The following is a 15,228-nucleotide window of genomic DNA, read 5'->3' on the forward strand; positions in this document are numbered from 1 at the left end:
GTTAACTGCCCATACGATTTTCAAGGCGTGCCACCACTTGGGCGGGGACCATGTCACCCTGAAGCTGGCTTAGGATGCGGGCCTTTGCCTCGGCTGGCATTTGTTGGTTTTGTTCAACAAACGCCACAAGTTTCGCGCGGCGTTCGGGTGTCAGCTGCAGCATATCGGGCGTGTCTGACAGTGTTTCCGCAGACGGGCCAATGCGACGCACGCGGATGCCTTCGCCCAACAAGGGGGAGCGTTCCGACACAACATCCTGCCCGTCCAGACCGGGTGCGCGGACGATAACATCGTTATCCTGTCGCCGCAGCACCTCAACCTGAGCCAATTGCAGCCTGTCGTTCGGCCCGATGACCAGAACGGATTGATCGGCCGCAACCGCTGCGGCGGGCAGCATGACGACGTTGTCCAGGGGCGGCTCTTCGATCCGGACGGTCACGAAATCGCCCGGCCGAAAGCCTTGGGGCCGATCCAGTGTGGCAAAAAGCAAACGACCGGTTTGACCATCGCCCACCTCTGCGCTTTCGCGGCTGATAATACCCTGGGACGTGTGATCGACACCGAAAACCTCAAGGGAAACGATTAGAGGTGCGGGTTTCAGCCCGCCGTTTGGGTCCAAAAGCCGCACATACTGGGCTGTCGACAGGCGAAAGCGTACTTCAAGCTGATCGGGATCGATCAGACGGGCGATTTGTTCGCTGGCATTGATGCGCGCGCCTTGGACAATATCGACATTTGTCAGTGTTCCGTCGAAGGCTGCATAGATTTCAGTATCATCCAGGCGACGTTGCGCTTCGGCCAGATCGATTTCTTCGCGCAGCAAACGGGTCTGGGCAAGATCAACGCGGGCCTCGGCCTGCGCCAGCGCCTGTCTACGCGAAACCACAGCCTGACGCGCGGTCGAGGCAGATAGTTCAGCATCTTCAACGCTGGCATCAGTACCAACACCGCGATCGCGAAGGTCCCGCTGACGTTCAAAGGCGCGCTGCCGCAGCAGGTTTTGTTCCTCGGCTGCGGCCAGTTCCTGTTGCGATAAATCCAGATTGCGCGCGGCATCGCGGACCTCGGCCTGCGATTCTTGCAGATCGGCCTGCGCGCGTTCAAACGTGGCTTGCGCGTCTGCCGGATCGATACGCACCACAAGCTGACCGGCATTCACTTGCCCACCCTCTTCGAAATTTTCAGCAACTTCGATCACCACACCCGCGACTGCGGTCCGAAGCTCAAGTGTGCGGCGGCTGTCGATTTCGCCGAAAACGGTCATCACCGGTGTCAGCGTTGCTGGGGCAATTGTGATCGTATCAACCGCGAAAACGCGTTCGCGCGATGGGCGTTCGCCGTTTTCTTCGGCCATCCGCGCCTGAAACGCGCTGAAAATCGAAAGCGCAGCCCAACTGACCAGGCCAAGGGTCAGGGCCAACAAAAACACACCGATCAGGCTACGCGTCAAAAACCGCATGGCTGGAGATACCTTTTCTACTGCGCAATATCATAAGGTCTTTCGACCAAACGCCAAGCTAACATTGATGTTACGTGTCAAAGTGGGTCTTCCGTCGGTGTTATCCAATAGCGCTGACGTTTGCCTGCATGGCACAGCAGGCTGGTTCACGCTGGACAGCCACCGGGCAATTCTGCAAAGACTGTGCCCTGACAAAGGGATGCCAACATGACCCATGATCAGCTTGCAAAGGATATTGCGGATGGCAATCGCCGGGCGTTGGCGCGGGCCATCACGCTGATTGAAAGCGCGCGCAGTGATCACCGGGGCCAGGCGGCGTTGTTGTTTGATGCCCTGCCCACGAACCGCCAAGCGCTGCGGATCGGGTTATCAGGCACGCCGGGGGTCGGCAAATCTACGTTCATCGAGGCATTTGGCTTAATGCTGACGGCCCAAGGGTTGCGTGTGGCTGTGTTGGCCGTTGATCCATCCTCAGCCAGGTCCGGTGGATCGATTTTGGGTGACAAGACCCGGATGGAGCGTTTAAGCCGCGATCCGAATGCCTTTATCCGACCATCACCATCGCAATCGCATCTGGGCGGCGTGGCACGCCGCACCCGCGAAGTGGTGCAACTGTGCGAAGCGGCCGGGTTTGACATTGTTTTGATCGAAACTGTGGGTGTTGGTCAGTCGGAAACGATGGTGGCCGAAATGTCGGATATCTTCGCCCTTCTGATGGCGCCTGCAGGCGGGGATGAATTGCAGGGGGTCAAGCGCGGGATCATGGAAATTGCGGATATGATCATCGTCAACAAGGCCGACGGTGATCTGAGGTCCGTCGCCACGCGCACCTGTGCCGATTACACTGGCGCTTTGCGATTGCTACGAAAAAGGCCCGAGGATCCCGAGGATTTTCCAAAGGCCATGATGGTTTCAGCTTTGCATGACCAGGGCTTGGCAGATGTCTGGGCGGAAATGCAGACGCTGGCAAAGTGGCACCAGGCCGAAGGACACTGGGATGCCCGACGGCAGGCGCAAGCCGTTCATTGGTTTGAGGAAGAGGTGCGACAGGGTTTGCTGATGCAATTGTTTGCGCCCGGGAAAACGCATGATCAGATGGTGCGATTGCGGGCAGATGTTGCAAGTGGTCAGATATCTGCTTCGGTTGCTGCACAACAGATGTTGGATGGATTGATCGCAGATCAACCGGTTTCGCCGCGGACGGTGTCATGATCTGGTTTTCTTGGGGCTCTGCCCCAAACCCCGGAGTATTTAAGGAACAATAAAGAAGAGTTTTGGATGTTTTGGGCTTGGTTGCAGTGAATCCACACTTCTATTCTGCACAGCCAAAGACTGCTGACACGTGGGTTAAAAGCCCTGTCGTCTAAATCAGTTCAAGCGTTGCTTCACCGGCTTTCATATTCTCGGTCCTGTTGAACCTTAAAAAGGCGATGCCCTGCCCGTCCGATTGTGTAAACAATTGACCGGCGGGCTTTTCGTTGGATGTGATCTGGTCGCCAACGGCTGCGTCACCTCTGACACGCACTTTGCGAAGGCCCTTTTGCAGCGTTGTCTTGTGATGCATGCGGGCGACGATTTCCTGCCCGACAAAGCAGCCCTTTTTGAAATCGACACCGTTTAGGCGTTCGAACCCAGCCTCAAGAATATAAGTGTCCGGTGTCAGTTCGATGCCGGTTTCCGGGATGCAGTGTTCAACACGGATGGCGTCCCAGTTAACCGATGGCTCAGAGCCAGGCGCATCTGTATAGCGGCGCCATCCAAGCGCGGGGTGGCGCGGGTCGGCGTAGGCATCAGCAGGCGGGTTATCAATACCGCGTTCAAGCTTCAGCGCCGCGTCTGTGATCTGAACATCCGCCCGCAGTTTATACATCGTCAGGCGTTGCAACAGCGATGGGGCCAGATCGGCATGAACATCCAGAAGAATGTAGTCATCCATTGGCAGAAGAAAGAAATCGGCCAGATATTTTCCCTGCGGTGTCAACAGGGCGGCATAGGTCAGACCACTGTCCGGGCGGATATCATTCGTGACCAGCCCTTGCAGAAAATCAAAACGATCTGCGCCTGTGATCTGATAGATATGCCTGTCGTTCATTTTGGTCTTCCTTATCTGTCCTATCGTCATATAGGAAAACATCTGGTCCGAAACAGAGGGTTTGATGCCAGCACCGATATCCGTTGTCATTCCGACATTGAATGCCGCCAATGAATTGTCAGATACCCTGGCCTGTCTGGTCGAGGGGATTGAGGCCGGGTTGCTGCGCGAGCTGATCGTCAGTGATGGCGGATCGCAGGATGAAACCGTTGATATTGCAGAAGCTTGGGGCGCGACTGTTATCACAGATACAGCGGGCCGGGGCGGACAGCTGGCGCGGGGCTGTCAGGCGGCCAAAGGGGATTGGTTGTTGATACTGCATGCGGACAGTCATCTGGCGCCGGGTTGGCGGGCGGTCGTTCGGCAGCACTTGGCGGGATCAGATGCGGCGTATTTCCGGTTAGTTTTTCGGGCCAAAGGTTTGGCGCCGCGATTGGTTGCTGGCTGGGCCAATTTGCGCGCGCGGGTGTTGGGCTTGCCCTATGGTGATCAGAGTCTTTTGCTGCCGCGCGCGCTTTATGACGACAGTGGTGGCTATGCCAATATTCCATTGATGGAGGACGTGGCCATGGCACGGGCGTTGAAGGGGAAGCTGGTCATGCTTGATCATGCGATTTCGACCAGTGCTGCGCGATATCAACGGCAAGGCTGGCTGCGGCGCGGCGCGCGAAATCTTTGGTTGTTGCTTCGTTACCTGGCCGGTGCAGACCCCGAAAAACTGGCGGATGAGTATCGTTCAGCGCGGTAAAAGCTGGTCAGTCTTCTTCACGGAACTGCATGTTGTAAAGGTCGGCATAAAGACCGTTTTGGGCCAGCAGATCGTCATGCTGACCTTCTTCGACCGCTTGCCCTTGTCTCATCACAACGATCTTGTCTGCATCGCGAACGGTTGACAGACGGTGGGCAATGACCAGCGTGGTCCTACCCTGGCTTAGCCGTTCAAGCGCTTCCTGCACCAGTGCCTCGGACTGTGTGTCAAGCGCCGACGTGGCTTCATCCAGCAGCAATATCGGCGTGTCGCGCAGCAATGCCCGTGCAATCGCAACGCGCTGGCGTTGACCGCCCGACAAACCCGATCCGCGTGTTCCAGCGGGCGTATCAAGACCATCCGGCAGGGTTTTCACAAACTCGCTGACATGCGCTGCATCCAGAATGTTTTGCAGCTGTCCATCGCTGACATCCTTGCGCCCCAGCAGAATGTTTTCGCGAATGGAGTCATCAAAAAGCAACGCATCCTGCGTGACAACGGAAAACTGGCCACGCAGCTCTTCCAGTTTGATATCAGCTACATTTGTTCCGCCGATGCTGATGGTGCCGGACACGGGGTCGATCAGTCGTGTCAAAAGATTGAAGACGGTACTTTTACCAGCGCCCGACGCGCCAACCAACGCGGTTGTTTTACCCGCTTCGGCCCGAAAGCTAAGTCCGTTCAGGACCGGCAAATCGCCGTAGGCAAAGTGAACGCCCTGCAGGTCGATACTGGTATCTTTTGTTGGTAGTGCTTTAGGCTGCGCTGGGGAAACCAAGGTCGGTTCAAGATCGAAAAGCTCTTTCAGACGCTCAAGATTGACGGACGCCGCAGCCCAAATGCCTGACAGATTGGCCAGGCGGCGGATCGGGTCAAAGGCCTGCGACATGGCAAAGAAAAATGCTATAAAGCTGCCGATTGTCTTTTGGCCAGTGCGGATTTCGTTCGCGCCGTAAAAGAGGACCACAATCAGACCAATGGCCGTGATGATATCGATCATCGCGGGCAGCAAAGCCTTGCCCAGAACTGATTTTCGTTCGGCGCGCATACGGTTACGCAACAGGCCGAAGTAGCGATCGTATTGATAATCCTCAAGTGCATTCAGCTTGATCGGATTGATACCGTGAAAGACTTCATCAAGGCGCGTTGACATCTGCCCGGCGATTTCACGTGAGTCGCGCGTGGCGCTTTTGATAAACCTTTGCAGTATAACTGTTGGTATTGCAGCCAGTGGCACAGCGACCAGGGCAACTAGAGTCCAGATTGGATCTAGAAATATCGCGACCGCAAAAAGCGACACCAAGGTCGTTATGTCGCGTCCAACAATATAGACAAGCTGACGCCAAACTGTGTTGACGCTGCGCACATCGCCCTGAACCCGTTCGATCAGATAACCGGGGGAATGGCTTTGATGGAAAAGTGTATCCAAAGTCATCAGGTGCCGTGTCAAATTTCGCTGCACCTTTAGTGTTGTCCGTTCGACGATGTAGGTCATTAGCAGCTTGTTAAGTATGCCGGTTATTGCGCGAATACTAAACGTAGCCAGAATAGCCGCTGCGATGATCCAAAGCAGAGTAGGTTCATCTCCCTGTAATCCCTGATCAATCATAGACTGTATAAGTAATACAAAAACGCCCATCATGGCGCCTTCGATTGACATCAGAATAATTGCGACACCCAGCCACCATTTATACTTTTTAAGGTAGCTATGCCAAAGCCATTTGAATAATTCGATGCCCCCGGTCAAAACGGCCACCGGTTCTGTTCAGCAAAGCCCGCCTGCAGGGCGTCACGATCGTAGTGTGTCTTGACCCAATCTTCGAAAGACATTGGGTTATCCTGTGTATCCTGTTCATAAACGTCAAGCAGATGATCCACGATGCCCGTTTTGGTGAAGCTGAAATGCAGATACCGCCAAGATAGGTGTTGACGGGCGATCTCAAGCGGTTCGCCTTTGACGATATGCAGATAAAGAACGCTGGCCAGACCAGCGCGATCCGCCCCGGATTTGCAGTGCATCAGAAAAGGCGTAGGCATGGATTTCAGGCAGTTGATCAGGTTAAGCAGCTCTTCCTTGTGGGGGGTCTTTCGCGCGAAGATGCGCGCATTGGTCATCGGAATGCCCAAGTCGTCCAGCGTTTCCTTTTCGAAATGATACGCAGGCGTATCCGCCTGGCCGCGCAGGTTCAAAACGGCCCTGATCCCCAGTTTTTGATACAGCATCCATCGCCACCGGGTGGGTTGATTTGACCGAAAGACCCCGTTGTCGACTTTGTCGAAATTCGTCCAAAGAATGCGCAGGATTGCATGATCAATGATGTAATAATGCGCAAGATCGGCAATTCGGTCCCATGATATTGTGATGTCGTTGCCGAAGAAGCGGTGCATGTTACGTTCCCACCAGATCAATCCATCAAGCCATCAGGTCTTCCCGATGTCTTATACTGTCGCGCCGATCTATTCATAAACGGTATTCCTGACAAGTCACAGGGTGAATTGACCCTGCGGTGTGGCCGGATTACGCAGAGATGTCAGATATAGGAGTTATCCGTCATGAGCCTTGCCAACGGCCGTCATTATCTTGCGATACCAGGGCCTTCGGTCATTCCTGATCGCGTTTTGGCGGCCATGCACCGGGCTGCGCCGAATATCTATACCGGTGAGTTGGTGGATATGACCCATAGCATCGTACCTGATCTGAAGAAACTGGCGCGCACGGATCATCAGGTCGCGATGTACATCGCCAACGGCCACGGCGCTTGGGAGGCCGCCTTGACCAACACCCTTTCGCGTGGTGACCAGGTGTTGGTGCTGGCAACGGGGCGGTTTGGGCATGGCTGGGGTGAAATGGCCACGAAAATGGGTGTTCATTGTCAGGTGATCGATTTTGGTCGTCGTAGTGACATTGATATGGCCCGCGTAGAAGAGGCCTTGCGCGCCGATACTGGGGGCGAAATCAAGGCTGTTCTGGCGGTTCAGGTCGATACGTCAAGCAGTGTCAAAAACGATATTGCGGGTTTGCGGCAAACGATGGACCGCGTAAGTCACCCCGCCTTGCTGATGGTCGATTGCATTGCTTGTCTGGGCTGCGATGCCTTTGAAATGGATGCCTGGGGCGTCGATGTGATGGTGACAGGCTGTCAAAAGGGTCTGATGACACCCCCAGGGATGGCGTTTGTTTACTTCAATGATAAGGCGGACGGGTATCGTGAAAACGCCGATCTGGTGACGCATTATTGGGATTGGCGACCGCGTGTCGATCCGAATGGGTTTTATCAGTATTTTGATGGGACCGCACCGACCCATCATCTTTATGGCCTGCGCACCGCTTTGGACATGATTTTTGAAGAAGGTCTGGAAAATGTCTGGGCACGGCACGCGACTCTGGCCAAGGCCATTTGGGCGGCTTTCGATGCCTGGGGCACCAAGGGGTCTTTGGCTTTGAACATCAATGATCCGGCAAAGCGTAGCCACGCCGTCACGTCCGCCACAATCGACCCCCCCCATGGCACCGACCTTAGGAATTGGCTGGTTCAGAATGCAGGCGTGACACTTGGCATCGGTCTGGGCATGGAAACGCCACAGGACCCCAATAGCGATGGGTACTTTCGCATCGGGCACATGGGCCATGTCAATGCACATATGGTGCTTGGGGTTTTGGGGGCGATAGATGCAGGACTGAAGGCGCTTGATTTGCCACACGGGTTGGGCGCGGTTGAGGCTGCTTCAGTCGTTATCGGCGCTTCATGTCGGCCCTGACGGGCCGGATTTTATGCCTCCGGCGGGAGTATTTATTGAACAATGAAAGAATTCAAACAGTCTGAAGCGGTCAAAATAAGACTTGCGGAAAAACAAGATACGCCAAAACTGCTGCATATGATCAAGGCACTGGCGGCCTTCAATGACGACATTTCGCAAGCCACCGCCGAAACCCTTGAACGCGATATTTGGGCTGAAAATCCAATTCTGACAGTTTTTGTCGCTGAGGCAGACACAGGTCTTGTCGGATATGCGGCGGTTTGCGAAAGGGTTGCGCTTCATTTTGGGCGGCGCGGTATGGATATTCACCATCTGTTTGTTGCTGAAGGCTATCGCCATATGGGTCTGGGGCGTCGTTTGATCGAGACCTGCAAATCCCATGCGATTGAATGCGGCAGCGATTATCTTTTGGTCAGTACACGCGACGAAAATGACCGCGCCAAGGCAGCCTACATAGCTTGTGGTTTTGAATTGCGTCGCGGACGACCTGCCCATTTTGGGATGCCGCTGAAATAGGATTACTCGGCTGCGTGATTCAGCGGTTCAACGTCCGATATGTGTTGTACTGTCGGGTGCAGTTGTTCCGTCGGATAGCGCCCGACTATACGATCGCGGCGGCGGATCATGATCATTCCGCCGCGGCGGAATGTGCCGACCGACGGGGCGGTGATGTCTTGTGGAAACTCATCCTGCCAGTTTAGCGGCAGGGGAAGGCCGCTGTTCTGCAGTTGCTCCATCACCCACACGAATGAGATATTGGATCGTGGGCGCGCCGCCTGAAAATGGCCGACCTGCCCGCCGATGTCACCATGTACGCCATCGAACCACATCTGGGTGATTTTCGGACCAAATCGCCCGCAGCGTTCCCACATCACCGGCTCAAACACCTGACGTGTTTCATTCATCGCCAATGCCTGAAACCCGCATTCCACATTGTTACCAAGCCGGTGATTATGGAACTGATGTTTCTGCTGCCCCAGATTGCGCAGGATCGGAAAATTCAGGCCAAGCGCCTTGACCGTGTCCCAGGCCCCTATCGCGGCAATCGGCGTGTTCGGATAGCAGTGTGCCCGGGTAAAACTTGCGCTGGCCGGTGTGATCGTGGACCTGCGATAATGGCGATAAGCTTGGCGGATATGGCGCACCGTGGCAAATTCGGGCCGGACCAGTCCGACCCGTTCGATCATACCCGCCAAAGATCTGACGGCAAAAGCGCCCCGCGAATAGCCGATCAGAAAAATCCTGTCGCCCGGCCGATAGTTTGACGCAAGAACGCCGTAAGCGCGTTTGATCTGAGTATCGATACCCTTACCCGTCAGCGCTTCAAAGCCGCTTTTGACATCATACCATTGCAGGCCCGCTTCATAGTAAATCGACAGAAACCGGTTCGGCAGTTGCCGCTTCAGCAGCTTATATGCCAGACCCACATTGGTTTCATGCCCCTCAGACAGACTGGAAAGCGTGCCGTCCAGTATGATCACATGGGTGACTGATCCATCCGGGTGTCCGCCAGTGCTATGTCTTTCAATCCACGGTCTTTGCCGTATCAGTTGTAAAATCTGTTCACGCAGCGGCACCTTTGGCCTCTTGCAAAATGGTCCAGACCCGGTTGGGTGTAAAAGGCATATCGACCTTATAAATACCTTCGTCCCAAACCGCATCCAGAACGGCATTTGCCACGGCGGCAAGGGCACCGACAGTGCCTGCTTCGCCACAGCCTTTCATCCCCATCGGGTTCTGGGTCGATGGCACGGGTTCAGAATAAAACGTCACCATCGGCATATCATTGGCACGCGGCAGGCCGTAGTCCATAAAGCTGGCCGTCAGAAGCTGGCCGTCGGGGTCATAGACCACGTGTTCGGTGATGGCTTGCCCGATGCCCTGGGCCACGCCGCCATGCACTTGCCCCTCGGCCAGCATCGGGTTGATCAGATTGCCGAAATCGTCGGTAACCGTGTATTTGACGACCTCGACAACGCCGGTGTCGGGGTCGATCTCAATCTCGGCCACATGGGCGCCATTGGGATAGCTGCGGCCTGGCAGGGTGGTCTGGGCGGCAAAGCTCAGCAGGTCTGCGTGCCCGGCGGCGCGGGCCATATCGGCGACCTCAAGCATTGTGGGTGTCAGGTTCGACCCATCGATGCGGAAACGTTCGTCGTCAAAGCTGATGGCGTTTGGGTCAACATCCTGATCTTCGGCCAGAAAATCGGTGAAGCCTGTGATCATCTTGTCGACCGTGGCCAGCGTCGCCATGCTTTGCACCGTGACAGATCGCGATCCGCCCGTGCCACCGCCCGTCGCAATCAGATCACTGTCGCCCTGAATAACGCTGATCTTATCGGCGGGGATACCCGTCTGATCGGATAGGAACTGCGCAAAGACCGTTTCGTGCCCCTGACCATTCGACTGCGTGCCAACATAGATTGAGGCGGTTCCATCGTCATTAAACGTGACTTTCGCGTCCTCGGTCGGGCTGCCAAGGATGCTTTCGATGTAATAACAAAGCCCCAACCCCCGCAGCTTCCCCTGCGCTTTCGATTGCGCCTTGCGGGCGGGGAAACCTGCCTTGTCTGCCTCGGCCTCAACCCGGGTCAGAACGCGGGCAAAATCGCCGACATCGTAGAGCTCACCTGTCGCGGTTTTATACGGAAACTGATCGGGCCGAATGAAATTCTTGCGCCGCAACTCCCACGGGTCGACACCCAACTGACGCGCCGCATAGTCGATGGCGCGTTCAAGGGCATAGATCGCCTCGGGCCGGCCCGCGCCGCGATAGGCATCGACCTGGGTGGTGTTGGTAAAAATACCTTTCACGCCCAGCCACGTGGTCTGCACATCATAGGTGCCCATCAGGACCTTGGCGAACAGATCTGTCTGAATGAACTGGCCCAGTTCTGAGTTATAGGCCCCAAGGTTGCACAGCGTATCAACGCGGTAGGCGGTGATCTTGTGGTCGGCGTCAAAGGCCAGCGCGACGGTCGACGTCAGATCGCGCCCCGCATTATCGCTCAGCATCGCCTCGGTCCGTTCGCTCATCCACCGGACTGGGCGGCCCAGCATCCGCGCGGCCTGGGGGATGATGTAGTATTCGGGATATGTCATCGCCTTCATGCCGAAACCGCCGCCGACATCGGGATTGGTCACGCGGATATCGTCAGGCTGAAGGCCGAACACGTTCACCAGACCGTCCTTCTGATCCCAGACACCCTGGCCGTTGACGCACAGATGCAGGCGCCCATTGGTCCACTCGGCCCAACAGCCGCGGGGTTCCATCGAACTGACGATGACGCGATTGTCGTCGATCTGCGCTTCAACCACATGGGCGGCATTGGCAAAGGCCTCTTCGACCGCGTTCAGATCACCCTTGCCATAGTCAAAGGCCACGTTTTCCAGGGCCTCGGGGTGCAGATCGGGGCCACCGGGGGCAACGGTGACATGGGCGTCAAGTTCATCAAAATCGAACTCGATCAACTCGGCGGCATCCTTGGCCTGTTCCACCGTATCAGCGACCACAACGGCAACCGGTTCGCCCACAAAGCGCACCCGGTCGGTGGCCAACAAGGGGCGCTTGGGCCCGGCGCCCTTTGATCCGTCACGGTTTCGGATCAGGCTGGCCTTGATATCCATCGTCAGACCGGCATCCTGCAGATCAGCGGCGGTCAGAACCAGATGCACGCCATCTGCGGCCTTGGCGTCATCCGTATTCAGCCCGGTGATCACCGCATGTGCAACGGGTGACCGAAACACATAAGCATGCAGCGCACCGTCGGGCGCGATATCATCGACATAGCGCCCCTCACCGGTCAGAAAACGCACGTCTTCGACACGGCGCACAGCCTGACTTTTGCCAAACTTTTCCATGACTCACCTTTGCCTGTCCCTATCCGCACCTTAGCCTGATCCACTGGACTGTCCAGAGGCGACGCAGCCCCTTTCCCTTTGCCCCTGCATTCGCTAGATGGTCCGTCAAACCAGATGACGGGAACCGCCCATATGCCGATGGAAAAGACATTCAACGCAACCGAAGCCGAGGCGCGCCTTTACAAAGCCTGGGAAGAGGCCGGGTGTTTCAAAGCTGGGGCCAATGCCAGCCGAGATGAAACCTTCTGTATCATGATCCCGCCGCCGAATGTCACGGGCAGCCTGCACATGGGCCACGCCTTCAACAATACGCTGCAGGATATCCTGGTTCGCTGGCACCGGATGCGCGGGTTCGACACCCTGTGGCAGCCGGGCCAGGATCACGCAGGTATAGCCACGCAAATGGTCGTCGAACGCGAACTGGCCAAAACCAACCGCCGCCGCACGGACATGAGCCGTGAGGAATTCACCGACCTTGTCTGGCAGCAAAAGCAGAAATCCGGTGGCACGATCATTGATCAGCTCAAGCGCCTTGGCGCCAGCTGCGACTGGTCGCGTAACGCTTTCACCATGTCAGGGGCCGAAGGCGCGCCCGCGGGGGAAGAGGGTAACTTCCACGACGCCGTCATCAAGGTCTTTGTCGATATGTACAACAAAGGCCTGATCTATCGCGGCAAGCGGCTGGTCAACTGGGATCCCAAGTTCGAAACGGCGATCAGTGATCTTGAGGTCGAAAATATCGAAGTCGACGGCCATATGTGGCACTTCAAGTACCCGCTGGCGGGCGGCGAAACCTATACCTATGTCGAGCGGGACGAGGATGGGAATATCACGCTGGAAGAACAGCGCGATTATATCAGTATCGCCACGACGCGGCCCGAGACGATGCTGGGCGATGGGGCTGTGGCCGTTCACCCGTCGGATGAACGCTACGCGCCAATCGTCGGGAAACTTTGCGAGATTCCGGTCGGACCCAAAGAGCATCGCCGCCTGATCCCGATCATCACCGATGAATACCCCGACCCCGCCTTCGGCTCGGGCGCGGTGAAGATCACCGGGGCGCATGATTTCAACGATTACGAGGTCGCCAAGCGCGGCGGCATCCCGATGTACCGGCTGATGGACACCAAGGGTGCGATGCGGGACGTCGGAGCGCCCTATGCCGAGGCCGCGGACGTTGCGATGGCCGTCGCCAAGGGCGCGCGCACGCTGACCGAGGCCGAGGCGGATGCCGTCAACCTGGTGCCCGACGATCTGCGTGGGCTCGACCGGTTTGAGGCCCGCAAGAAGGTGATTGAACAGATCACGGCCGAGGGCCTGGCCGTCATGGTGGAGGTTGTAGACACCGTCTCAGCCGGAGAAGGAGACTTCGAGGCAGACGGAACGGATCTGCCCCATATCTCCGTCCCCCTTGTCGAGGCCAAGCCGATCATGCAGCCCTTCGGTGACCGCTCGAAGGTCGTCATCGAGCCGATGCTGACCGACCAGTGGTTCGTGGATACGGCGAAGATTGTCGAGCCCGCGCTGGAGGCCGTCCGCGACGGCCGCACCCAGATTCTGCCCGAGCAGCACAAGAAGGTCTATTTCAACTGGCTGGAAAACATCGAGCCCTGGTGCATCTCGCGCCAGCTCTGGTGGGGGCATCAGATACCGGTTTGGTATGGGCCGGGCAGATCCAATGACGGTCGCTTCGATGGGTCAACTCGCATCTTCTGTGCTCCGAATGAGCAGGAAGCGTCCCGAATTGCGATGGAGTATTATCAGACTGAGACAGACAAGAAAGATATCGACGAAATCGATTGCGTAACTACTGACGAGAGCGTTTTTGACGAGTACTTAGACAATTGGAAGCTTTCACTTACCGGCGAAAACAATGCTTTCGGAAACACGTACAGAATTTTTGAGACGTCAGATGGCGTCAGAATCCCTGTCGTCAAACTGGACCGCGACCCCGACGTCCTCGACACATGGTTCTCCTCCGGCCTCTGGCCCATCGGCACGCTGGGCTGGCCCGAGGACACGCCCGAGCTGCAAAAATACTTCCCGACCTCGGTCCTGATCACCGGGTTCGACATCATCTTTTTCTGGGTCGCCCGGATGATGATGATGCAATATGCGGTGGTCGGTCAAAAGCCCTTCGACACCGTTTATGTCCACGCCCTTGTCCGTGATGAGAAGGGCAAGAAGATGTCGAAATCTCTGGGCAACGTGCTTGATCCCCTTGAATTGATTGACGAATATGGCGCCGACGCCGTGCGCTTTACCCTGACGGCGATGGCCGCCATGGGCCGCGATCTGAAGCTGTCGACGCAGCGCATCGCGGGGTATCGCAACTTTGGCACCAAGCTGTGGAACGCCTTTCGCTTTGCCGAGATGAACGAGGCGCTTGGCAAACACGACGGCCTGCCCGACGCGCAGGAAACGCTGAACCGCTGGATCATCGGCGAAACCGCCCGCGTGCGGGAAGAGGTCGACGCGGCGCTGACCGCTTTCCGCTTTAATGACGCGGCTAACACGCTTTATGCCTTTGTCTGGGGCAAGGTCTGCGACTGGTATGTTGAGTTCTCAAAACCCCTGCTGTCGGGTGATGACGCGGCCAAGCGGGAAGAAACGCAAAAGGTCATGGGCTGGGTGCTGGACCAGTGCCTGATCCTGCTGCACCCGATCATGCCGTTTATCACCGAAGAGCTGTGGGGCAAGCGCGACAAGATGCTGGTTCATGCGGATTGGCCTGCCTATCAAGCCACTGATCTTGTTGATGAAAAAGCCGATCACGAGATGAACTGGGTGATCAGCCTGATCGAGGCGATCCGGTCTGCCCGCGGCGAAATGCATGTGCCGGTGGGCCTGCGTATCCCGATGCTGATGACCGAGCTTAACGCGACCGGCCGCGCCGCCTGGGACCGCAACGAGGCGCTGATCAAACGGCTGGCGCGGATTGAAAGCCTGAGTGAGGTGGACAACCTGCCCAAAGGCTGCGTTACCCTGGCGGTTGAGGGCGGCACCTTTGCCCTGCCGCTGGCCGATATCATCGATGTGGGCGAGGAAAAAGCGCGGCTGGAAAAAAGCCTGGCTAAGCTGGAAAAGGAAATCGGCGGGCTGAAAGGCCGGGTGAACAACCCCAAATTCGTCGCCAGCGCGCCCGAGGATGTGGTGGCCGAGGCCCGCGAAAACCTGGCTGCACGTGAGGGCGAGGCGACCAAGGTCAAAGCCGCGCTGGAACGGTTGGCCGAGCTGGGTTAGCTGTACACTCGTAATGGCTGCTTATAAATCACCGTTCGACCCATAAGGATTTGATATGAAGCTTCT

The 15,228-nt window shown here is 56.7% G+C and carries 11 protein-coding genes; 5 read left to right on the forward strand and 6 right to left on the reverse strand.

Translation table 11 applies throughout. The annotated features are described in order from the left end of the window. Position 1: 1 nt before the first annotated feature. A complete protein-coding gene (locus H7848_RS00765) occupies positions 2–1,459 on the reverse strand; it encodes an efflux RND transporter periplasmic adaptor subunit (protein WP_208347211.1) in 1,458 nt (485 codons plus the stop codon). Positions 1,460–1,666: 207 nt separating this feature from the next. Here H7848_RS00765 and meaB point away from each other — a divergent pair, with 207 nt between their 5' ends. Further along, positions 1,667–2,671, forward strand: a complete 1,005-nt coding sequence (gene meaB, locus H7848_RS00770) for a methylmalonyl Co-A mutase-associated GTPase MeaB (RefSeq protein ID WP_208347213.1) — start codon at positions 1,667–1,669, stop codon at positions 2,669–2,671. Between the two features lie 151 nt (positions 2,672–2,822). Here meaB and ygfZ read toward each other — a convergent pair whose 3' ends face one another. Continuing rightward, positions 2,823–3,551: a CAF17-like 4Fe-4S cluster assembly/insertion protein YgfZ gene (gene ygfZ, locus H7848_RS00775; RefSeq protein WP_208347215.1), complete on the reverse strand. Its 729-nt coding sequence runs from the start codon at positions 3,549–3,551 to the stop codon at positions 2,823–2,825. Between the two features lie 64 nt (positions 3,552–3,615). Between ygfZ and H7848_RS00780 the strand changes: the two genes are divergently transcribed. After that, complete coding sequence (locus H7848_RS00780) at positions 3,616–4,299, forward strand: TIGR04283 family arsenosugar biosynthesis glycosyltransferase (protein WP_208347217.1); 684 nt, start codon at positions 3,616–3,618, stop codon at positions 4,297–4,299. A 7-nt stretch (positions 4,300–4,306) separates the two neighbouring features. On the opposite strand, the gene H7848_RS00785 is transcribed toward H7848_RS00780, so the two are convergent. Further along, positions 4,307–6,055 carry an ABC transporter ATP-binding protein gene (locus tag H7848_RS00785; RefSeq protein ID WP_336512047.1) on the reverse strand — a complete coding sequence of 583 codons (1,749 nt, stop codon included), beginning with the start codon at positions 6,053–6,055 and terminating at the stop codon, positions 4,307–4,309. Then, a complete protein-coding gene (locus tag H7848_RS00790; RefSeq protein WP_208347219.1) occupies positions 6,043–6,687 on the reverse strand; it encodes a tyrosine-protein phosphatase in 645 nt (214 codons plus the stop codon). Before H7848_RS00790 ends, H7848_RS00785 begins: the two co-directional genes overlap by 13 nt. Positions 6,688–6,852: 165 nt before the next feature. Here H7848_RS00790 and H7848_RS00795 point away from each other — a divergent pair, with 165 nt between their 5' ends. Both H7848_RS00795 and H7848_RS00800 read left to right on the forward strand, forming a co-directional pair. Next, positions 6,853–8,058, forward strand: a complete 1,206-nt coding sequence (locus tag H7848_RS00795) for a pyridoxal-phosphate-dependent aminotransferase family protein (protein ID WP_208347221.1) — start codon at positions 6,853–6,855, stop codon at positions 8,056–8,058. 42 nt (positions 8,059–8,100) lie between these two features. After that, positions 8,101–8,574, forward strand: coding sequence for a GNAT family N-acetyltransferase (locus H7848_RS00800; RefSeq protein ID WP_208347222.1), 474 nt, complete (start codon positions 8,101–8,103; stop codon positions 8,572–8,574). A gap of 2 nt (positions 8,575–8,576) precedes the next feature. Here the strand turns inward: H7848_RS00800 and H7848_RS00805 are convergent, their stop codons facing one another. Beyond that, entirely contained in the window at positions 8,577–9,635 is a 1,059-nt protein-coding gene (locus tag H7848_RS00805) for a DUF2235 domain-containing protein (protein WP_336512048.1), read from the reverse strand. Further along, entirely contained in the window at positions 9,622–11,919 is a 2,298-nt protein-coding gene (locus H7848_RS00810; protein ID WP_208347224.1) for a xanthine dehydrogenase family protein molybdopterin-binding subunit, read from the reverse strand. Before H7848_RS00810 ends, H7848_RS00805 begins: the two co-directional genes overlap by 14 nt. Before the next feature lie 132 nt (positions 11,920–12,051). On the opposite strand from H7848_RS00810, the gene H7848_RS00815 reads away from it, so the two are divergent. Continuing rightward, on the forward strand, positions 12,052–15,162 hold the full coding sequence (locus H7848_RS00815; RefSeq protein WP_208347450.1) for a valine--tRNA ligase: 3,111 nt from the start codon (positions 12,052–12,054) through the stop codon (positions 15,160–15,162). The last annotated feature ends 66 nt before the right edge of the window (positions 15,163–15,228 follow it).

It is taken from the genome of Pseudaestuariivita rosea, assembly GCF_017592335.1.
GTDB classification, from domain to species: domain Bacteria; phylum Pseudomonadota; class Alphaproteobacteria; order Rhodobacterales; family Rhodobacteraceae; genus Parasulfitobacter; species Parasulfitobacter rosea.